Here is a 21,893-nt window from a genome sequence, read left to right as displayed (position 1 = left end):
GAGTAAGGGGCGTATGGATGACACTTGGAACATCGCACAATAAGGACGGCACATCCTCCGAGACCTATTGGACCGATTTCAACGTCACGCTCCATAAGAAGTTCTCATCGCCGGCGGAGTCTCTCGACTACTTGCACTGGCGAAATGATCAATATGTCGACTACATCAAGTTTCTCCCGGTCGCATCGCACGATGGAGAGGTGATCGTCGACTACGGTTGTGGGCCCGGTCACGACCTGGTTGGATTTCGTACGTATTCCAGTCCGGCCGCACTGTATGGCATCGACATTTCGCGGGCGTCGTTGGCGGAGTCGGCGGATCGTCTGCGCGTTCACGGATATGACTGCGCGCTTGTTCACGTCTCTGAGTCCGACGAGCGCATCCCTCTTGACGACGGTACGATCGACTATGTGCACTGCTCCGGAGTGCTCAACCACGTTCCAAACCCGGAGAAGATTCTGAAGGAGTTTCGGCGTATCCTGAAGCCGTCGGGTTACGCTCGGCTGATGGTCTACAATCGCGACAGCATCTGGGTTCACTTGTTCGTTTCTCATGTCCTGCCGGCGAGAGATGCAGAGTTTCTCGGCCTCTCGCGTGAAGAGGCGTTCAGGCGGTCGACCGATACGTTCGACTGTCCAATCAGTCGAAATTGGACGGCGCAGGAGATGGATGAGCTCGCGCGGAGCTCGGGCTTCAGTGCCAAGCACCTCGGGAATGCGGTTTCGATCTTCGAGATGTCGTTGTTGCCTCAGCGCTTCACGGCCATGATGGATCGATCATTTGATGCCGAAAGTCGTCAGTTTCTTTCGAAGCTTGTTTTTGATGCCAGAGGTGTCCCCTATGTCGACGGACAAGCCGCCGGAATTGACGGCTGCTACGAACTTCGGAAGGCGGAATAGCATGTTCTTCATCTTCGAAGTGCCTTGCGTTCCTCGACGCGGTAGCCGGGCGAACCGGCTGCGCATCCTGATCAAGATGTCATATCGCTGATGTGCGGCATCTTTGGTGTCTTTGATCGCGGTGGCTTCCGTATGCCACCCACGGATCTCCTCAAGGGGCTGTCGGTTGCCGCGCATCGCGGTCCTGACGGAGAGGGCGTTGCCTGGTTCGATACGCGACAGGGGCAAGGTAAATTCATTCCCACGGAGCGTCTGTCCGGAGCTGGAGACAATGCCAGTCTCGTTCTTGCGCACCGGCGTCTTGCGATTATCGATCTGTCGGATTCCGGTCATCAGCCGATGCCATCCGATGATGGGCAGCTCTGGATCACCTACAACGGCGAGATCTACAACTATCTCGAATTGCGGGCCGAGCTGGAGGGCTGCGGCGCCGTTTTTCGCTCTCATTCCGACACAGAAGTCATTCTTCGCGCTTACGAGATGTGGGGAACGGACGCCTTCACCCGCTTCGTCGGGATGTGGGCGGTTGCAATTCTCGACCTTCGGCAGCAGCGTCTGGTGCTTTCGCGGGATCGTTTCGGAATCAAGCCGTTGCACTATGCCGCTTCGGGCGATCGCTTTGCGTTCAGCTCGGAGATCAAGCAACTGCTCGAAATTCCGTGGGTTCCGCGATCGCTGAATGGTCGGGCGGTCTATGATTATCTTCGCTACGAAGTGTCGGATATTGGAATCGAGACGTTCTTCTCCGGAATCTACAAGGTCCATCCTGGCAGCACGCTGGTTCTGCCGCTGGACACGGGCGGCCACACGGAGCGGCCATATTGTACTTCGCCTGCCAGGCCCGCGTTAGAAGACATTTCCCCTGAAGATGCAGCTGGACGGTTTCGGGACCTGCTTCGGGAAAGTGTACGGATCCATCTGCGCGCCGATGTGCCAGTCGGGACCTGTCTTTCCGGAGGCCTGGATAGCGGCGCCATCGCTGTCCTCATGCGGGATATCTCGCAACGCGAGCAGCTTACGATCGAAAGACACGCCTTCAGCTGTCACTTCGACATACCGGAGGCGGACGAGCTTGAGTTCACGAAGCAGAATATGGCTGCCGCAGCCATGCGGCCCCATTTCGTCGAGCCTCAGGACAAGGATGTCGAGGCCGACTTGAAGGCCTTGGTCTGGCACCAGGACGAGCCATTCGCTTCAACCTCCATTTTTGCGCAATGGTCGGTATTTCGATTGGTGCAGGATGCAGGGATCAAGGTGGTCCTGGACGGTCAAGGTTCGGACGAGATGCTCGGTGGCTATGCGAGCAGCGTGCCGCACGTCTTTCTCGAATTGGCTGCGCAAGGGCGCGTAATGAAAGCCCTTGCCGAGAGCTGGCAATGGTCGAGCTTGCAGGGAGTTCCGTGGCGCACCGTCGTGCCTTCGCCCGCGCTGAGGCGCATGTTCGGTGCGCTGACTGGTACAAAGGTTGCCGTAACGGCCCCGCGTCGATCCTGGATGCAGGGTGATTTTGAACGTACTTGGGCGGCCAGCTCCGTGTTCGGCACAGGGGCCTACGAAACGCCGTGGGACAACAAAGCTCCCTTGGACTCGATGCTGCGACGGTTCTTCTTTGAGAGCAACCTGCCGGCGCTGCTTCGGTACGAGGATCGGAACTCGATGGCATTTTCGGTCGAGTCGCGGGTGCCGTTCCTGGATCATCGCCTCGTCGAGTTCGCGTTTTCGCTGCCGGCCCACGTCAAGTTTCGAGGCGGATACACCAAGCGGGTTTTGCGTGACGCCATGCAGGGGCTGCTGCCGGAGCCCGTCCGGATGCGGGCCCGCAAGATGGGCTTCGCGACTCCGGAAATGCGCTGGCAAACGGGTGTGCTCAAGCCGCTGATCCTCGATGCCATCAATTCGGATAGCATGACTGACTTTATCGACAGGGATGCAGCGCGTGAGACGCGTGATTGGATAGAGGAAACGCAGCGGCTCGACTTCCTCCCTTGGCGGTGGCTCAATCTGTATCTGTGGCGCAATCAGTTTCGGGTTTGAGCTCTCCTGTCAGGTCCAACGTCCATACTTCACTCATCCTGCAAATGCTGCATTTGGAAAGATCGTTCTTATGACGACTGGCGCTAACCGCAGGCCCGTCATTGTATCTCTGACGCCGCTGCCACTTTCGGCTGATAGCCGAACCCTGAAGCAGGCGATGTCCGTGCAGCGATTCGGCTTCCAATCCATTGTTATCGAAGGCGCGAGAAGCAAATTCGCGGGCGCGGAAATGCCGATCGATATCATATCGAGCCTTGGCGGTGTGAGTCCGGGGGCCGCCGCTGTTGCGGTTGCGCCCGTCGAGCCCATCGAGCCAGTCGCGTCCATCGAGCCAGCCGCGGCGGAAGCCATCGCGTTGCCGTTGCCAAGCGCGCCGGCGCCTGCCTCGGCAGCCACTACCCCTGTTTCGATTTTTTCCAGATTGCGGGTATCTCGTCTGGGCCAACTTGTTCGACGGCTGCCGGGTACGCGGGGCATCGCGCGCGTCCTTATCCCCGGCTTGGATCACTTGGATATCGCGGTAAAGTCCCGCCGCGGTCCGGGCTCGACCTCCGAGCGCCCCTCGATCGCAGAGATCGCTATCGCCATTCCTACGGCGATCCTTGCCATCTTGGGAAGCGTTGTCAGGACGGCGGCGAGCAAGCTTCCCAATTGGGCATTCTACTACCCGTCGGTCTTCGCGCAGCACCTTGCGACCTATTTCAATAAGTATTTCTTCTCAGTCCTGGCCGTCGCTCCGCGTGCTGATATTTATTACCTGCATGCATTTTACCAGTTTCCGGCCGTGTTGGTCCTTGCTCTGAGGTATCGTGCCAAGGTGATCTACGATGCCCACGACTTTTATTCGCAGCTGGAAGATGATGGCACCCTTTCGCCGTTCTGGAAAAACTGGGTGATGCCTTTCGAAGGCCTCGTCGAGCGGCTTTGCGTCAAGTTTGCCAATGATGTGGTGACGGTTAATGACGGTATCGCTGCCCTGATGCACAAGCGGTTCGGTTGCGACCCCGTCATCCTGCGCAATGTGCATGATCTTCGGCTTGATTGCGAACCCGCCAAGACCATCAGGGAAGCAGTCGGTCTGCCCGTCGGAGCATTCCTGGTTGTTTCGATCGGCAACTGGAAGCCGGGGATGGCCATGGAGCAGATGTTCGATGCCTTGGCACGGTTGCCGGCACATGTTCATCTGGCTTTTCTTGGAGCGGGCTATCCACCGCTCGATGAGGCAATCAACCTGCGTGGCATGGCTGGACGGGTTCATGTGGTTGCGCCGGTGCTCCCGCAGGAGGTCGTGCCCTTCATCGCGTCGGCAGACGCCTCCGTTGTGCTGTATTATGGTAAGTCGCCCAACTACCAGAACGCACTACCGAACCGCTTTTTCCAGTCGATCGCAGCACGGCTGCCGCTCGTCTATCCCGATCTTACGGAGATTCGCCGCTTGGCGGATCGTTACAGGGTCGGGCTCATGGCCGACCCGCAGGAGCCGAGCCAGATCGAGGCGGCGCTGCGGGCATTTGTCGAGAACCATGATCAGCGCGCCGCGATCAGAAGGGATCTCGACCTGGCCTGTCGCGAACTTTGTTGGGAGCGCGAGGAGCGGGTCCTCAAGGAACTTTTCGATCGCCATCTCAGCATGACTGAAACCTCACGCTCGGCGATCGAAGGTAAAGCCGTTGGCTGATCAGCCGAGGCGCAAGGTATCAAAGTGGAAATGAAGAACACTCTCTTTCTCGATCTGAACGGGATCGGGCCTACGGTCATGGCTTCGGCGACGTTGTTGCGCGGCCTCTTTGGGATCAAGGACGGTACGCAACCTCCGTCTTTGTTGCGTCGTAGCGCCGGCATCCGTAATCTCTACGCTCATTTGCAGGATTTCAATCAGCGGCTCTCCTACGTGCGCGATTGGCGGGATGCCTTTTGTCGATCACCAGCGCTCAACGTGACGGTCTGCGACATGAACAATCTCGTTCATCTCGCAGGTTGCATGCTGCGCATCAGGACCTATGACCTCATCGTGGTGTCGCATGTGGCAGCCGGTGACGACATGTCGTTGATCAGCCGGATTGCCCCCTTTTTGGCCAAGCGCGCTTGTCCGATCGTTGTTTTTCTCGGTAACGAGTACGATCTCCTCGATCAGAAGCTTGAGTTCTGCAGGGCCGTAAGCGCCGACTTTCTCTGCAGCCAGCTTCCCATCGCGGCCGCCAAATATCTCTATGGAGAGCTTGAGAGAACGCAACTCCTTGCGGCACCGCATGCACTCAATCCTTCCGTATATTCGCCGCAACCCGACGCGCAGCGCGATATCGACGTGGGATTTGTCGGTGACATCTATTGGCCCTTTGTTGGAGATCGAGAGCGGACCGATCTGATTGCGTATTTCGAGAAGCGCGGCGAGGAGCTGGGCATTCGATGTGACATTAGAGGTGGGCGGTCGTCACGGATGCCGCGCGACGATTGGGCTGCATTCCTCAATCGTTGCCGTACTCTGATCGGCGCGGAATCCGGGACCTACTATCTCAACGAAAAAGGTGCGCTTCTCGATCGCGCCAGAACCTACAACCTGAAGCAGAATCAGGATGCGAGCTTCGAGGAAGTGTTCGACAAGTTCTTTGTCGGCGTCCCCCGAGGCGTGTCGGGTAAGAGCATCTCGTCAAGGCACTTCGAAGCGATCGGTACCAAGACCTGCCAGGTCCTGATCGAAGGAGGCTATAACGGAATCCTCAGGGCCAATGAGCACTACATCCCGGTACGCTGGGACCTTTCGAACGTCGACGAGGCTATCCGCGCGCTCCGGGACGAGGCGCATTGCCGCGAGATTGCGCAGCGAGCCTATGATTTGGCGATGTCCGGACACACCTACGATCATCGCGTGGCCGACATCGTGGCGCGCGTTCTCTAGCCAGCGGGCAGATAGTTCAAGATGTGCGGAATCGCGGGAGTCCTGAATTTCGACCGGCAACGACCGGTTGATCGCCAATTGGTCGTGGCGATGACGCGGGCAGTCGCCCATCGGGGTCCGGACGCCGAGGGCATCTGGGTGAATGGCCCGGTGGGGCTGGGGCACCGACGTCTCTCGATCATCGACCTCTCGGTGGCCGCCGAGCAGCCGATGGCATCCGACGACGGGCAGGTCCGCATTGTTTACAACGGTGAGGTCTACAATTTCCTCGAACTAAGGCGCGAGTTGCAAGGGAGGGGCTATGCCTTCCGGACGTCGTCGGACACCGAAGTCATTTTGCAGGCCTATCGATGCTACGGTGTCGACTTCCTGGCGCGGTTGCGAGGCATGTTCGCACTCGCAATTTGGGACGCCGGACAAGGAACGCTGCTGCTCGCGCGCGACCGGATCGGGATCAAGCCGCTCTACTATTATATTGGTAAGGACCACGTCTCGTTCGCATCGGAATTGAAGTCACTTCTGGCGGACCCGCGCACGCCGCGTGAGGTCGAACAGGGGGCGCTGACGAACTTCCTTCATCTACTCAGCATTCCGGATCCGCAGTCAATTCTGAGGGGAGTGCGGCGGCTTGAAGCCGGTCACGTGCTGATCGTTCGTGGACGCGACGTGCAGGACCGTGAGTACTGGAGCGTTCCCTTGCCGGCCGCTCCGCGTGCTCTTTCACTCGCTGACGCGTGTGCCGAATTCGACGAGCGCTTCGGAGACGCCGTTCGAAGTCACCTTGTTGCGGATGTACCGGTGGGCGCCTTCCTGAGCGGTGGAGTCGATTCGAGTTCGGTGGTCGCCTTGGTTGGGCCACAGGCCAGCGCCGGCATGCGAACCTTCTCTGTCGTATTTCGGGGGGACGAGGTTTTCGACGAGGGCCCTTATGCCAGGGCCGTGGCGGAGCGCTATGGTACTGCGCACCGGGAGATCGACCTCGGCGCCGAAGCCGGTGATTTTCTTCCCGCGATGGCCTGGCACTGCGATGAGCCGTTTGCCGTATCATCCGCGCTCGGAATCTATTTTCTGGCGAAGGCGGCAAGAGACGATGGAATCAAGGTCGTTCTGACCGGCGACGGCGGCGACGAGGTATTTGCTGGATACGCCTGGAGGCACCAGGACTTCGCTCCGCTGCTTGCACAGAAATACAGTCCCTTGCAGCGGCTGCTCGCCCGGACCGGAGCGGTAGGCAATCGCATTGCTCCAGGGCTTCGGTTGTGGCGTGGAATGACGAGGGATCCGCGAGACTCCGGGCGCTATATCGACAGTTTTGCCTGCTTCCGGGACATGGACCTCGTGGATTTCGTGCAGCCCGATCTCTGGCCTCACCTCAAGGAGGCGTGGTCCAACAATGTCACGGCTCGGCATTATGATGCCGCGATCGGTCAGCCGGAGCTGACGCGCAAGCTCTACACCGATATGAGGTCGACGCTGATCAGCGAGATGCTGACCAAGCTCGACAGGCTGACAATGGCGGCGGGCGTCGAGGCGCGCGTTCCATTCCTGGATCACGAACTGGTCGAATGGGCATTCTCGCTGCCAAGCGATCTCAAGATTAAGGGAAACGAAGGCAAATTGATCGTGAAGAAAGCCATGGAGCCGCGTCTGCCGGCCGATATTCTCTATCGCCCCAAGGCCGGCTTCAATCTGCCGCTCGGCAAGTGGCTACGGACTGGGTTGAAGGACATGGTGTATGATCTCCTCTCGCCAGCAAGCGTGGCGCGCAGGGGGTATTTCAGACCGGATGTCGTCGCGAACATGGTCGATCGTCACATGAAGGGCGGGGACGATATCGGCAATCGGCTCTTCGTCCTGCTGATGCTCGAGCTTTGGCATCGGCAGATTCTCGATCCGGGCCCTTCTTCAATGACCGTCGGCTCGGCGGCCTAGCGCGACGACTTCGATGACCCGTCCGTTGAAGATCCTGGCGATTGGTTATGCCACGAGCACCCACGTTGTGAACCGGGTGCGCTGCTTCTGCGCCTTGGGGCATGAGGTCTATCTGTTGAGTACGCCCGCCGCTGGACTCACTGAAATCATCGAGCTCACGCCATCGGTTCACCCTGGCCGGGATGAATGGATCACGCGCCTCGCACGTTGGGGTAGCAAGCTGGTCCGCCGGGATCTGAGCGGACTATCCGATATGGCGCGGCTGTTCTTCGATTTCCGACGTCTCATCAGGACGACAAATCCGGACATCATCCATGTGCACTACGCATACAGCACTTGGGCGTGGCTGGCAGGTGCTCTGGGATTTCGGCCGCTGGTGGTCAGCGTCATGGGCGGTGACGTGCTGTTTGAGGAGCAGGGGGCGCCGACGCCACGCGGGATTGCGTTGACCAAAAGGCTCTTTGCGGTGGCCGACCGCATCACGGCAAAATCCGATTTCCTGATCACGAAACTCAACGAGTTGGGCGGCTACGGCGACAAGGCGACGCGCGTTGTGTGGGGGGTGGATCCCGAGCAGTTCCGCCCGCTGGATGCATCGGCGCTTCGGGCTGAATGCGGAATACCGAACGGCGCACGGGTCGTGCTCAGCCCGAAGATCCTGCAGCCATTCTATAATATCGACGTGCTCGTCGAAGCCATGGCATCGGTGGTCAAACGAGTCCCGTCCGCGCATCTCGTTGTCACGGAATATGGAGCGGACCCGCAATATCGTGCGGAGCTCACGGCTCAGATTGAGGCGCTCGGCCTCACGCTCCATGTCAGCTTTGTTGGTCGCATCTCCTACGACCAGATGCCGTTGTTCTATTCCATGGCGGAAGTTGCTGTCGGAATCCCGCACTCGGATGGCCTGCCGCAGACCCTTCTTGAAGCGATGGCCTGCGGGGTCCCCAGCGTCGTCGGTCGGCTGGACCGCTATGGGGAGATCGTCAAGGACGGCGAGAACGTCCTGTTCGCTGACATCGATCCAACGGACGTCGCCAACACGATCCTCCGCCTGCTCGAGGACGAGGCCTTGCGTGAGCGTATCGCTGCAACGGGGCGCGACATCGTGGTCAAGGTGGCGAATTTTCCGATCGACGTACAGCGCGTCGAAGCGATCTACCGGGAGCTTGCGTCGAAGCCGCGAAGGCGCGCCTTGTATCGTCCGCTCATGCTGATCGATGTGGCCCGCTATTGGCTGCGGGTTTGACATGAGCTTGCGAAACCCCGCTCTTGGACTCTTGACCTTATTTCCATTGGATGACTCACCAGCATGAAGCCGATCGTTCCACTCATCTGCCCTGACACGGGTGAATTACTGCAGCCGTTGCCGATGTCCGATGACATTTCCAACGGAACAACGGCGCTAAAAGCACCCGGTGGTCATACGTACCCCGTCGTCGGAGGTGTACCGCGCTTTGTTGCGCCGGAGAACTACGCTGCTGCTTTTGGACTGCAATGGAAGACCTTCCGCAAGACTCAGTTGGATTCCTTTACGGGAACGTCGATTAGCCGGAATCGGCTAAAGCGGTGTCTTGGCGGCTTCGATGCTGTTCGTGGCAAGCGAGTTCTGGAAGCTGGGTGCGGCGCCGGGCGATTCACGGAAGTCCTGTTGACCGAAGGAGCGCAGGTTTTTGCTTGCGACCTTTCCACGGCTGTGGAAGCCAACCTGGAGAATTGCCGCGATCGTGCCGGGTATTTCGTCTGTCAGGCTGATATCCGCGCACTTCCGGTTGCGCCTCGGTCCTTTGATGTCGTGATCTGCCTTGGCGTGATCCAGCATACGCCCAATCCTGAAGAAACTATCGAGGCGCTTGTCCGTCACGTTGCTCCGGGAGGACTCCTGGTGATTGACCACTACCGCTATGGTCATGAAGACATGACAGCGATACGGCAGCGAATCCGGACTTTTCTCATCAAACAAAAGACTGGCGTTGCCATGGCATTGGTCAGAGCGATGGTCGCCATTCTCTGGCCCCTGCATCGGCTCGCATGGGCTTGTCGTAACCTGCCGTTCGGTGGCAGCTTTCGGCGTGCTTTGCTTCGTGCTTCGCCGGTGTTGGACTATCACGATCAGTATGGCGAACTGGGTCCTCGTTTGCTCTATGCGTGGGCAGTCCTTGATACGCATGATGCGCTCACTGACCGCTACAAGCACAAGAGGTCTACCGATCAGATCGCGCAAGGTCTCAAGGCTCTCGGCCTTGTTCAGATCGGAGCGGAATATGGCGGCAACGGGGTTGAAGCCCGAGCTCGTGCTCCGGGATAACCGTTCTCGCTGGCATCGTTTCGTGCCTTGGCTGGAGTTTCTCCGGTTCGGGCGTCGTACGGAGCTGGCCGACCTCGTTCAGCGGGTTATTTCGAAAATTGAAAGGCACGTGACAACCGCATGTGTGGAATCGCTGGCTTCCTGTCGCTAAGCTCCGATCCCTTCCCCAAGGGAGAGGCAGCGCTGCGCGCAATGTCCTCGCTGATCAGTCATCGCGGTCCCGATGGAGCCGGCGAATGGACATCGACGGACAAGCGCGTGGGCTTCGTCCACCGGCGGCTCGCCATCATCGACCTGTCCACGAGCGGCGCGCAGCCCATGATTGCGCCGAACGGCACGGTCATCACGTATAATGGTGAGGTCTATAACTACATCGAATTGCGCAATGAACTGTCGTCCGGATGGGCGTTTCGCTCGACGTCAGATACCGAAGTGATCCTTGCCGCCTATGACAGATGGGGGGACGATTGTGTTTCGCATCTGAGGGGAATGTTCGCATTTGCGATCTGGGACGAGAGAAAGCAGAAGCTGTTTGCTGCACGAGATCGTTTCGGGATCAAGCCCTTCTACTATACGGAGCAGGACGGCACGCTGTTCTTTGCGTCGGAGGCCAAGGCGTTGTTGCCCTTGCTGCCGGAAATTCGCACTGACTCGACGGCGCTCGCGGAATATCTGACGTTCCAATATACGATTGGTGGGAAAACGCTGTTTGCGCATGTCAACGCTCTGCTGCCAGGGCATGTGCTCACAGTCGACAACGGAAATATTCGCGTTCAGCGCTACTGGGATGTCCAGTATGTCGTCGATTTCGACCACAGTCCGAGGTATTTCGAGGAACGCTTCAGGGAGTTGGTCGCCGACTCCATGAATGTCCATTTGCGGGCGGATGTCCCAATTGGTGGCTACGTCTCGGGAGGACTCGATTCGAGCCTGGTCGCCTTGCTGGCCTCGCGCCACGATCACCGCAATCGTCTCGCTTTCCACGGCCGCTTCACGGAATACCCGGGGTACGACGAGAGCCGCTATGCGCAGGAGGTGGCCGGTCGGGCCGACATGGCAGTGCATATCGCGGATATCACCGCGGAGGATTTCAGAAGCTCGCTGCGCGACGTCATCTACCACCTTGATTTCCCGGTTGCCGGCCCGGGCTCCTTTCCGCAATTCATGGTCTCCGCGCTCGCTGCGAAGCATGTGAAGGTCGTGCTCGGAGGGCAGGGTGGGGATGAGCTTCTTGGCGGTTATGCGAGATATCTCGTCGCCTACTTCGAGCAGTGCATCAAGGCCGCCATGGACGGTACGTACCGGGAAGGAAACTACGTCGTTACGATCGAGTCCATCGTTCCGAATCTTGGTCTGCTGCGCGAGTACAAGCCGATGATCAAGGAGTTTTGGCGCGAGGGGCTGTTCGACGACCTGGACAGGCGGTATTTCAGGCTCGTTGACCGCTCCACCGACATGGTTGGTGAAGTCGATTGGAGGTCGCTCGACAAGCCGCGTGTCTTTGAGGCGTTCCGCGAAATCTTCAACAACCAGGACAATGTGAGGAAGGAAGCCTATTTCGACAAGATGACTCATTTTGACTTCAAGTGTCTCTTGCCGGCATTGCTGCAGGTCGAAGATCGAATGAGCATGGCACATGGGCTCGAGAGCCGAGTGCCTCTACTCGATCATCCTCTGGTCGAGTTTCTGGCGACCGTGCCCGCCGACGTGAAGTTCAAGGGCGGGCAGATGAAGCAGCTGATGAAGACCGTCTATCGAGATATCTTGCCCGAAGGCATCTTGAAGCGGCGTGACAAGATGGGCTTCCCGGTTCCGTTGAAGGAGTGGTTCGAAGGGACGCTTCAGGAATTCGTCACCGATATTTTCGATCAGCAGCGGGCGCGCCATCGTGACCATTTCAACAGCGACGTGGTGCTCGCCAGCTTTCAGAGTGCGTCCCGCTTTTCGCGCAAGACCTGGGGCCTGTTGTCGCTCGAATTGTGGCATCAGCGCTTCCATGATCGGGCCGCCGAATTCAAGGCCATGGTTCGATAGTAGCCGGACCCGAACGGCCTAAACCTCGGGTGGCGTTTGACAATGGCGGCTGCCATGTTATCGCATCTCGCCAAATGCTTTCCATAGGCTTGGGTCCGCGCCGAGCTTAGACCAGGATCGAAAATGAAACACGGACGCAACATCGCTGTAATTGGGTTAGGCTATGTCGGTTTGCCCGTAGCCGTGTCGTTTGCACGATCGGGCGTGCCGGTGGTCGGGTTCGATATTGACCAAAGGCGCGTTGCTGAGCTGACGGCTGGTAACGACAGAACGCGAGAGGTCGAAGCGCACGATTTGCGTCAGGCGTCGCTTGTCTTTTCATCCGATCTCGAGGCAATCGCGGGCTCCGATTTCTACATCGTGACGGTGCCCACCCCGATCGACGAGGCGAGGCGGCCAGATCTGGGCGCGATGATCTCTGCATCGCGATCCATCGGCCGTGTGCTGAAGAAAGGCGATATCGTCGTCTATGAGTCTACGGTCTATCCGGGCGCCGTGGAGGAGGAGTGCATTCCGGTCCTGCAGTCGGTATCAGGGTTCAAGGCGGGAGAGGATTTCACTGTCGGCTATTCGCCGGAGCGGATAAATCCGGGTGACAAGCAGCACCGGTTTGAAACCATCGCCAAGGTGGTTTCGGCACAAGATCAGCGAACGCTTGATGTCGTCGCCGAAGTTTACGGATCGGTCGTAACCGCCGGGATTCATCGCGCGCCGACGATCAAGGTGGCAGAGGCGGCGAAGGTCATCGAGAACACCCAGCGCGACCTGAACATCGCCTTCATGAACGAGCTGTCGCTGATCTTCCAGGCTCTCAATATCGACACTGCGGACGTATTGTCTGCCGCGCGGACCAAATGGAATTTTCTGCCGTTCCAGCCGGGGCTCGTCGGTGGTCATTGCATCGGTGTGGACCCATACTACCTGACCTATCGCGCAGAGAAGGCCGGCTATCATCCGGAGGTCATTCTCGCGGGCCGGCGGATCAATGACGGCATGGGGCAGCGGGTGGCGCGAGAGTGCGTCAGAGGGCTGCTGCGGCGCAAGACGCAAAGCGGGATAGTCACGGTCCTTGGACTTACATTCAAGGAGGACGTTCCCGATACGCGCAACTCGCGGGTCGTCGATATCGTGCGCGAACTGCAGTCGTTCGGCTTGGTGGTGCAGTTGCACGATCCTCTCGCGGACGCGGGCGATGCTGCGGAAGAATATGGGGTCAGGCTCCTGCCGCTGGGCGAGTTGCGACCGGCTGACGCGGTCGTTCTGGCGGTGGCCCACAACGAATACGCGGCCGGCGGGTGGCCGCTGATCCAGCGGTTGCTGACCAGTGGCAATGGCTTGGTCTACGACGTGAAGTCGACGCTTGATCGTGGCTCGAAGCCGGCCGGCATTGAGCTGTTGCGACTTTGAGAGTGACCATGGCCAGCAAGCCAGTTCTTGTCACCGGGGCAGCCGGCTTCATCGGATTTCACGTCAGTCAGCGCCTTCTGTCGGAAGGCCATGACGTCGTTGGCGTTGACAACATCAACGACTACTATGATCCCAGCCTCAAGCTCGCGCGCCTGGATCTGCTCAAGGCCAGTTCCGGTTTTGGCTTTGAGAAGCTCGATCTTGCTCATCGCGCGGAAACCAAAGCGCTGTTTGAGCGGTATGGCTTTGCCAAGGTAATTCATCTGGCTGCGCAAGCCGGCGTCCGGTACTCGATCCAAGATCCGTACGCGTATGTCGATGCGAACATGCAGGGCTTCATTAACGTCCTGGAGGGATGCAGACACAACGGATGTCAAAACCTGGTCTACGCGTCGTCGTCGTCAGTCTACGGGGCGAATACCAAGCTCCCGTTCTCGACAGACGATGGCGTCGATCATCCGATCAGTCTCTACGCGGCGTCCAAGCGAGCAAACGAGCTGATGGCGCACTCGTACAGTCATTTGTACGGCCTTCCCACGACAGGGCTGCGCTTCTTCACGGTCTATGGTCCATGGGGCCGGCCCGATATGGCGATGTTCATCTTTGCCAGATCCATTCTGGCCGGAGAGCCAATCAAGCTCTTCAATCATGGTCGAATGCGTCGGGACTTCACGTATGTCGACGACGTCAGCCAGGGCGTTGTTCGTCTCATTGATCGCGTGCCGCAGGGCCGCCAGGATTGGAACAGCGACAAGCCGGACCGAGCGGCCAGCCGCGCCCCGTGGAAGATCTACAATATCGGGAACAACAAGCCCGAGGAACTGACATATGTCATCTCGCTCCTCGAGAAGGAGTTGGGTAAGGTGGCGGTGAGGGAGATGCTGCCGATGCAGCCTGGCGATGTCGAGGCCACATACGCGGATGTCGAGGACCTCGAGAAGGACGTCGGCTTCCGGCCTGCGACACCAATCGAGGAAGGTGTCGCGCGCTTCGCCAAATGGTACCGGGACTACTACCGGATTTAGCAACAGAACTTGATCGCAGTTTCTCAAATCTGGGTAATCGGATGAAAATCTTTGTCACCGGCGGCGCCGGACAGGTCGGATCAACCGTCATCGATATGTTCTTGTCGCGTGGCGACGAGGTAGTTGCGATCGACAACTATACGACTGGCCGGGCCGATAACCTGACCAAACATGAAAACCTGACCCTGGTTGAAGACACGATCGCCAATGCCGACGTGATCAATCGACTGTTCTCGGATTTTCGGCCCGAGATCGTCGTCCATACCGCGGCGTCGTACAAGGACCCGGAGGATTGGGGCACCGACGCATTGGTTAATGCTGTCGGCACTGCAAACATCGCGAAGGCCTGCAAGGCCTTCGGCGTGTCTCGCCTCATCTACTTCCAGACGGCGCTCTGCTATGGCACCAAACCGCTGCAGTCTCCCATTCCGCTCGATCATCCGATCAACCCCGTCAATTCGAGCTATGCAATCTCGAAGACGGCCGGCGAGAACTACGTGCAATTTTCCGGCGTCGATTGGGTCACATTCAGGCTCGCCAATGTGATCGGACCGCGAAACGTATCCGGCCCGCTGCCGATCTTCTATGGTCGCTTGGCGAAGGGGCAGAAGTGCTTCGTTACACCGGCCCGCCGGGACTTTTGTTACGCGGGCGACCTGGCGAAGGTCGTCGTCAGGGCCGCCGATGGCGCCGGTCGCGGCACCTATCATTTTTCTTCGGGCAAGGACGTCGCGATCAAGGAACTCTACGACGCGGTCGTGCGGGCAATGAAGATCAACGACTATCCGGAGCCGGAGGTCAAACCGCTTGGCCCGGATGATGCCGCCTCCATCCTTCTCGACCCCGAACGCACGTTCAAGGACTTCGGCGCTGTCGAATTCACTTCGCTCGACGAGATCGCTCGTCTGTCGGTGGAACGCTGGCAGCGGGAGGGTGTGGTCGGGGGCTACACCCATCTGAAGGAAGCGCGTGCGGAAATCCGCACCTGATCGGACCCGGCTCGATGCGCATCATTATCACTGGCGGGGCAGGGTGCCTCGGCTCGAATCTGATCGAGCACTGGCTGCCGCAGGGGCACGAGATTCTCGTCATCGACAATTTCGCGACCGGCAAGCGCGAGGTTGTGCCCGCACTTCCCGGCCTAAGTCTGGTCGAAGGTTCGATTGCCGATCGTGATCTGGTGGCGAAGGCTTTTGCTGAATTTGCTCCAACTCACCTGGTGCATTCGGCGGCCTCCTACAAGGATCCGGCGAACTACCGCGAAGATATTGCAACGAATGTCGACGGTACCGCGAACATCATTGAATTCGCGCGGGCAGCGGGCATTCGCCGGGTCATCAATTTCCAGACCGTCCTGTGCTATGGGCGCCCCGAGAGCACGCCTATTCCCGTCGAGCATCCGCTGCGTCCGTTCACGAGCTATGGGATTTCAAAGGTCGCCGGCGAGCAATATCTGGCTGCGAGCGGCCTGCCTTTTGTTTCCCTGCGCCTTGCGAACGTCGCCGGTCCTCGGCTTGCAATCGGTCCGATCCCGACTTTCTACAAGCGATTGAAGGCGGGACAGGCATGCTTCTGCACGGCGGCATACCGGGATTTCCTCGACATGTCCGATTTCGCCGCCGCGGTGGATATCGCGATGGATGAGGGTGCGCCGACCGGCATCTTCAACGTATCGAGCGGGACCGGACATTCCATCAAGGAAATATACGATCTGGTCCGAGCGCATCTTCGGTTGCCGGCCGATCCGGATGTCAAGGTGGTGCCTGTCGGGGACGACGACGTCCCGTCCGTCGTGCCGGATCCTGCCAGGACGCATGAAATCCTCGGCTGGAAAGCGCGGGTTTCGTTTCAAGAGACGATTCAGCGGCAGCTCTCGTGGTACGACGCCCACGGAGTGACGGACGTCTATAGTCATCTGGCTGCACCTAAGGGGTGAAGATGAATTCTTTCAGTGGGGCCACCGTCCTTGTCGTGGGCGGGGCTGGGTTCGTTGGATCGAACCTCGTCAAGCAACTGCTGGAGCAGGCGCCGGCGCGCGTCGTCATAGTCGACAACCTGCTGTCGGCTGACATTTCAAACGTACCGGACGATCCACGGGTCGAGTTCATTCGGAACTCGATCACCGATGACGCTGTTCTTGCGGCGCTGCCTGGAAATCTGGACTACGTCTTTCATCTGGCCTGCTATCACGGCAATCAGTCGTCGATCGCCGATCCGCTGGCGGATCACGAGAACAATACGCTCACGACGCTGAAGCTCTTTGAAAGACTAAAGGGCGTTAGCTCGTTGCGGAAGGTCGTGTACGCCGCTGCAGGCTGCGCTGTGGCCGAAAAGACCTTCGAAGGGGCTGAGGCTACCAGGGAGGACGCGCCGGTTTCCCTGTTTCACGACAGTCCGTACTCGATTTCGAAGCTGATCGGCGAAATGTACGGCAACTATTACTTTGCGAGATACAAGCTGCCGTTCGTGAAGGCGCGCTTTCAGAACGTTTACGGTCCCGGCGAGATTCTCGGTGCTGGCCGCTGGCGTGGAACGGTGCATACCGTGTGGAGAAACGTGACGCCGACTTTCATATGGCGAGCGCTGCACGGAGAGGCCTTGCCGGTTGAGAACGGCGGGGTCGCATCTCGTGATTTCATCTATGTGGAAGACATGGCGCGAGGACTGATGGCGTGCGCGCTTTCGGGAGAGCCCGGTGAAATCTACAACCTCGCCTCGGGCGTCGAAACCAGCATTCTTGAACTGGCAACTCGCGTGAACTCTATCGTTGGCAATGCGACGCCAATCGCGCTGACGCCGGCGCGGGATTGGGATAGGTCCGGCCAGCGCTTCGGCGATCCGGCCAAAGCCCGCGAGAAACTCGGCTTCGTCGCGACCGTGACCCACGAGGACGGTCTTCGAAAGACCATCGATTGGACGCGCGCAAATCGCGAGCGCATCATCGGCTGTATGCGACATCATCTTACGCAGGTGCCTGATGTCGCGAGGTATTCCTGAATGCTGAAGATTCTCACGATTGTGGGCGCTCGTCCGCAATTCATCAAGGCGGCGGCTGTCAGTCGTGCGATCCGTGAAACCGGAGGGCTCACGGAAGTAATGGTGCATACCGGTCAGCATTTCGATCCGAACATGTCGGACGTGTTCTTCGAAGAGCTGGATATTTCAAAACCGCAGCATCATCTCGATATACATGGCGGCGGCCACGCCGACATGACAGGACGTATGCTGATGGCGATCGAGCCTATCCTGGTCGCGGAGAAGCCCGATTGGGTTGTCGTCTACGGCGATACCAACTCGACATTGGCCGGCTCGCTCGCTGCATCGAAGTTGCATATTCCGGTCGCGCACGTTGAAGCGGGACTACGTTCATTTAATCGCCGCATGCCCGAGGAAATCAATCGGGTTGTCACTGATCATCTCGCCGAATTGAATTTTTGTCCGACGACGGTGGCCGTTGCCAATCTCGCCGCCGAAGGAGTGACCAAAGGCGTGCATCATGTCGGCGACGTGATGTATGATGCCACCTTGTTCGTGACGGACAAGGCAGAGCAAAGCTCGACCATACTGACCGACCTCGGGCTTCTCCCGAAGCGATACGCGCTTGCCACGATCCATCGGGCTGAAAATACCGACGAACGGGAGCAGCTTCTGGCCGTCGTGCGGTTTCTGCAAGATCAGTCGCAAAAGTATCCCGTTGTCCTGCCGCTGCACCCGCGCACCCGGCAAGCTGCCTCGCGCATGAGAGTTGCTCTCGACGGCTTGAGGATCATCGATCCGGTCGGCTACTTCGAAATGGCCAAGCTGCTGCGTAACGCGGTCGAAGTCTACACGGACTCAGGAGGCCTGCAGAAGGAGGCGTATTTCCATCGTGTGCCGTGTACCACTCTGCGAGACGAGACCGAGTGGACGGAGACGATAACGCACGGCTGGAATCGCCTCTGGATGCAGCCGACCTGGGCGGATCGGCGCGAAATAGAGGAATATGGGACCGGTAACGCGGCTCACAACGTCACGCGCTTGTTGAGTTCCGTTCGTCCGGCGGATTGACCCGGTGTTGCGGAAACGCTGAGGTCTGGGCGCCCGGATTTGCGATCAAGCTGGGATGCGCACTGCAGCGTGATGACGGCTTCACCCGATCGCGCTTTGGCCGAGGCTGTCAACGTCGGCTGGTGCGGCCTTCGGAGCTTGCTCGAAGGCGCACCGCGGCGAGACATACCAGAGCAGGAACAGCAGCCCGACGCCATTCGTCAGCAAGGCCGTCGAGAGCGGTACGTTGAGCAGAACCTGGGGCAGGATCCCAGTCGACAGCAGTACGAAGCGCGGTGGCAGTCCGGAGGACAGGCGATTGCCAAGCGCGATGATCAGGCCGCAAATCAATGCAGACACCGGTGCGAGCACGAGGCCGACCGACGCGATCCCTTCGGTCGCGAACAATGAAGCATTGAAGGCGCCGAGTTCATAGACCTTCGCCATGATGGCCCAAATAGGCTCGTCATAGGGGCATGCAGCCACCAGCTTCACGATGTTGATCTGACAGAAATGGGTCAACGGATGCGCCGAGAAGTAGTTGTTGTAAATCTCCAGGGCAAGGGACGGGATTGCAATCATCCTGTTGTTGACGATGCCGAAATACACCATTGCGGGCCTGAGCGGGATCAAACCGGCGTTGTACAGCAGCGCGCAGACGACACCAATGAGCACAGGCAGGAAGAACGAGAGGATCGTTGCTTTCCGGGCCTCGACCAGCTTGCTGATGACCGCGAGAAACAGCAGCCAGGCCGGAGCGAACAGCGCCATCTTGGTCAGAATGATTGGATAGAAAAGCAGCATCAGCAGTAGTGCGACCCCTGCCTGCAAAAGTCGTTTGCTGACGACGAAACATGCAAAGGCGAACGGCAGCAAAGCGCTCGAGAAGATCCAGACCGCGTATCGCAGGTAGGCGGGCAACGCCACCTCAGCGCGATATTTGTACATTTCGGTGAGGTCGACCAGCTTGAGGTTGTAGAGGGAGCCGATGCCGATGATTGCGGCCGAGGCAATCAGGATGATGGAAGGCATCATGTGGAAGGTGCGTGCCGGTATCACGACGGCCTGTCGCACCGGCGCGGTGATGAACAGCGCGGGTGCGAGAAAGGCCAATGCCGAAAGCACGATCGAGGTCAGCGCCAGGCGATGATCGTATTCGAGTAGCGAAAACTCGATCAGCCAGAGATATCCCAGGACCATGATGTAGAAGTAAAAACCGACCAGGTAGCCAAAGCTGAAGCGTCCGATCGCGAACAAAAGCACGGCCGGGCTGAACGCCACGACGTTCAGGATCGCGGCTGTCAGATGCGACTGGTCGAAACTGATGACGGCTGGGAACGAATTGACGAGCGTGACGAAATACAACGAAGCGGCGCAAACCACGACGTGCGCATAGGCGAGCATGGCAAGTTTGGTCTGGGGCCACCCGAAACCGGGCATCAGCTGAACAGCGCGATCGTTCATTTGCATTTACCGCCGGGTCGGGCTGTTTGTCTGGAGTGCTTCATTGATGGTCATCGTATTCGGCAGCGACATGGCACGGCCCGGGCGGAACGACAAGATGATGCCGAGAAATCCTCGGGCCTCATTCTAAGAGTCCTGCCGCATGACGCAAATGCCGCCTACAGTTCGGCCGGGGTGGGACGTGGCAGGCCTTGCTACCCCTTCGGCGCATGGCCTTGCCTTATCCCGGGTTTTCTGGGTAATGGAACGCTACCGTGCGGCTCGCAAGGCCGCTTGTTCCCTCGGCTCTTCGGCTGGCTGCAATGGCTGGTCACGAGACAAGACAGGGCCTGTTGCATGATCAGATTTGGCCTGCTCGGGTGCGGGCGTATCGCCAAGCGCCATTCCGATCTCCTGGGTGGCAATCACATCGCGGGAGCGAGCCTGGTTGCTGTTTGCGATCCGCTTCGTGCGCGTGCCGATGCGATTGCCGGGAAGTTCGCCGTTCCCGCCCATTACGACATGGACGAGTTCCTGGCGCGCAAGGATATCGACGCCGTTGCCGTGCTGACGCCGAGCGGGCTGCATCCCGCGCATGTGATCGCCTGCGCCAGGGCGGGCAAGCACGTCGTGGTCGAGAAGCCGATGGCGCTGCGCTTGCAGGACGCCGACGACATGATCCGGGCCTGTGACGAGGCCGGCATCAAGATGTTCATCGTCAAGCAGAACCGCTTCAACGTGCCGGTGGTCAAGGCGCGCGAGGCGCTCGATGCCGGCCGCTTCGGCAAGCTCATCCTGGGAACGGTCCGGGTGCGCTGGTGCCGCGACCAAGCCTACTACGACCAGGACGATTGGCGCGGCACCTGGGCCTATGACGGTGGCGTGCTGACCAATCAGGCGAGCCACCATGTCGATATGCTGGAGTGGTTCTTCGGCGACGTGGTGAGCGTGCATGCGCGCGCGACGACGGCGCTGGCCAACATCGAAACCGAGGACACCGCCGTCGCGACGCTGAAGTTCCGCAACGGCGCGCTCGGGATCATCGAAGCGACCACCGCGGCGCGCCCGACCGATCTCGAAGGCTCGCTGTCGATCCTGGGCGAAAAGGGCACGGTCGAGATCTCCGGTTTCGCGGTCAACCAGATCCGGCACTGGCGCTTTGTCAACGAGCTGCCGTCGGACAAGGACGTCGTGGAGAAGTTCTCGGTCAACCCGCCCAACGTCTACGGCTTCGGCCATCAGGCCTACTATCATCACGTGGTCGATTGTCTGGAGAACCAGCGTGCGGCGCTGGTCGACGGGCTCGAGGGCCGCAAGAGCCTCGAGCTGATCTCGGCCCTCTATGAGTCGATCGAGACCGGAGAGGAGGTTGCGCTGCGCTTCACGCCGCGGTTGAGCCGGCTGGGTGTCGTTTCGTGAACCGGCCGGAAGTGCATCAGGCCAGCGTGCGCGACGTCGCGTTCGGCGAACGCGTCAAGATCGTCGAGCCCTGCAATCTCTACGGCTGCACGCTCGGCGACGACTGCTTCATCGGGCCCTTCACCGAAATCCAGAAGGGCGTGGTCGTCGGAGCGCGCACCCGCGTGCAATCACATGCCTTCGTCTGCGAGCTCGTCACCATCGGCGAGGACTGTTTCGTCGGGCACGGCGTGATGTTCGTCAACGACACGTTCTCCACCGGCGGTCCGGCGCGCGGACGCAAGGAGTTGTGGCGCGAGACTGTCATCGGCAACCGGGTGTCGATCGGCTCCAACGCCACGATCATGCCGGTCAGGATCGCCGACGACGTCGTCATCGGCGCAGGGGCTGTCGTGACCAAGGACATCACGATATCAGGCACCTATGCCGGCAATCCGGCACGCCGGCTGCTGGCGAGCCAATAGGGGAAT

At 59.3% G+C, this 21,893-nt stretch carries 17 protein-coding genes; 16 read left to right on the top strand and 1 reads right to left on the bottom strand.

Annotated features, from left to right (window positions below; translation table 11 throughout):
- Window positions 1-17 precede the first annotated feature (17 nt).
- The 14 genes from JQ573_RS12540 (at window position 18) to wecB (ending at window position 18,582) form a co-directional block, all read left to right on the top strand.
- Window positions 18-899 (top strand): class I SAM-dependent methyltransferase, encoded by an 882-nt coding sequence (locus JQ573_RS12540; RefSeq protein WP_212310174.1) that lies wholly within the window; start codon window positions 18-20, stop codon window positions 897-899.
- A 90-nt stretch (window positions 900-989) separates the two neighbouring features.
- Complete coding sequence (gene asnB, locus JQ573_RS12535) at window positions 990-2,933, top strand: asparagine synthase (glutamine-hydrolyzing) (RefSeq protein WP_212310173.1); 1,944 nt, start codon at window positions 990-992, stop codon at window positions 2,931-2,933.
- A gap of 70 nt (window positions 2,934-3,003) precedes the next feature.
- Window positions 3,004-4,611 (top strand): glycosyltransferase, encoded by a 1,608-nt coding sequence (locus JQ573_RS12530; RefSeq protein ID WP_212310172.1) that lies wholly within the window; start codon window positions 3,004-3,006, stop codon window positions 4,609-4,611.
- A 30-nt stretch (window positions 4,612-4,641) separates the two neighbouring features.
- Entirely contained in the window at window positions 4,642-5,829 is a 1,188-nt protein-coding gene (locus tag JQ573_RS12525) for a glycosyltransferase (RefSeq protein WP_212310171.1), read from the top strand.
- 21 nt (window positions 5,830-5,850) lie between these two features.
- Window positions 5,851-7,761, top strand: a complete 1,911-nt coding sequence (asnB, locus tag JQ573_RS12520; protein ID WP_212310170.1) for an asparagine synthase (glutamine-hydrolyzing) — start codon at window positions 5,851-5,853, stop codon at window positions 7,759-7,761.
- 13 nt (window positions 7,762-7,774) lie between these two features.
- The gene (locus tag JQ573_RS12515) at window positions 7,775-9,010 is read left to right on the top strand and encodes a glycosyltransferase family 4 protein (protein ID WP_212310169.1); all 1,236 of its coding nucleotides are present in this window, start codon (window positions 7,775-7,777) and stop codon (window positions 9,008-9,010) included.
- A 63-nt stretch (window positions 9,011-9,073) separates the two neighbouring features.
- A complete protein-coding gene (locus JQ573_RS12510) occupies window positions 9,074-10,069 on the top strand; it encodes a bifunctional 2-polyprenyl-6-hydroxyphenol methylase/3-demethylubiquinol 3-O-methyltransferase UbiG (protein WP_212310168.1) in 996 nt (331 codons plus the stop codon).
- 120 nt (window positions 10,070-10,189) lie between these two features.
- On the top strand, window positions 10,190-12,103 hold the full coding sequence (asnB, locus tag JQ573_RS12505; protein ID WP_212310167.1) for an asparagine synthase (glutamine-hydrolyzing): 1,914 nt from the start codon (window positions 10,190-10,192) through the stop codon (window positions 12,101-12,103).
- A 123-nt stretch (window positions 12,104-12,226) separates the two neighbouring features.
- Entirely contained in the window at window positions 12,227-13,510 is a 1,284-nt protein-coding gene (locus JQ573_RS12500) for a nucleotide sugar dehydrogenase (protein WP_212310166.1), read from the top strand.
- An 8-nt stretch (window positions 13,511-13,518) separates the two neighbouring features.
- Window positions 13,519-14,535 (top strand): NAD-dependent epimerase, encoded by a 1,017-nt coding sequence (locus tag JQ573_RS12495; protein ID WP_212310165.1) that lies wholly within the window; start codon window positions 13,519-13,521, stop codon window positions 14,533-14,535.
- 41 nt (window positions 14,536-14,576) lie between these two features.
- Window positions 14,577-15,524, top strand: a complete 948-nt coding sequence (locus JQ573_RS12490; protein WP_212310164.1) for an NAD-dependent epimerase/dehydratase family protein — start codon at window positions 14,577-14,579, stop codon at window positions 15,522-15,524.
- Window positions 15,525-15,538: 14 nt separating this feature from the next.
- Window positions 15,539-16,471, top strand: coding sequence for an NAD-dependent epimerase/dehydratase family protein (locus JQ573_RS12485; protein ID WP_212310163.1), 933 nt, complete (start codon window positions 15,539-15,541; stop codon window positions 16,469-16,471).
- Between the two features lie 2 nt (window positions 16,472-16,473).
- A complete protein-coding gene (locus tag JQ573_RS12480) occupies window positions 16,474-17,532 on the top strand; it encodes an NAD-dependent epimerase/dehydratase family protein (RefSeq protein WP_212310162.1) in 1,059 nt (352 codons plus the stop codon).
- Complete coding sequence (wecB, locus tag JQ573_RS12475) at window positions 17,533-18,582, top strand: non-hydrolyzing UDP-N-acetylglucosamine 2-epimerase (RefSeq protein WP_212310161.1); 1,050 nt, start codon at window positions 17,533-17,535, stop codon at window positions 18,580-18,582. It begins immediately after the preceding gene.
- Window positions 18,583-18,663: 81 nt separating this feature from the next.
- Here wecB and JQ573_RS12470 read toward each other — a convergent pair whose 3' ends face one another.
- On the bottom strand, window positions 18,664-20,025 hold the full coding sequence (locus tag JQ573_RS12470; protein WP_212310160.1) for a hypothetical protein: 1,362 nt from the start codon (window positions 20,023-20,025) through the stop codon (window positions 18,664-18,666).
- Window positions 20,026-20,361: 336 nt separating this feature from the next.
- Between JQ573_RS12470 and JQ573_RS12465 the strand changes: the two genes are divergently transcribed.
- Both JQ573_RS12465 and JQ573_RS12460 read left to right on the top strand, forming a co-directional pair.
- Window positions 20,362-21,423: a Gfo/Idh/MocA family protein gene (locus JQ573_RS12465; RefSeq protein WP_173637672.1), complete on the top strand. Its 1,062-nt coding sequence runs from the start codon at window positions 20,362-20,364 to the stop codon at window positions 21,421-21,423.
- Window positions 21,420-21,887 carry an acyltransferase gene (locus JQ573_RS12460; protein ID WP_212310159.1) on the top strand — a complete coding sequence of 156 codons (468 nt, stop codon included), beginning with the start codon at window positions 21,420-21,422 and terminating at the stop codon, window positions 21,885-21,887. Before JQ573_RS12465 ends, JQ573_RS12460 begins: the two co-directional genes overlap by 4 nt.
- Window positions 21,888-21,893: the final 6 nt, after the last annotated feature.

This window comes from Bradyrhizobium sp. AUGA SZCCT0105, from assembly GCF_018129565.1.
In the GTDB taxonomy this organism is placed as follows: Bacteria; Pseudomonadota; Alphaproteobacteria; order Rhizobiales; family Xanthobacteraceae; genus Bradyrhizobium.
The sequence above is the reverse complement of the archived record's forward strand: the minus strand, read 5'-3'. Positions and strand labels throughout refer to the sequence as shown.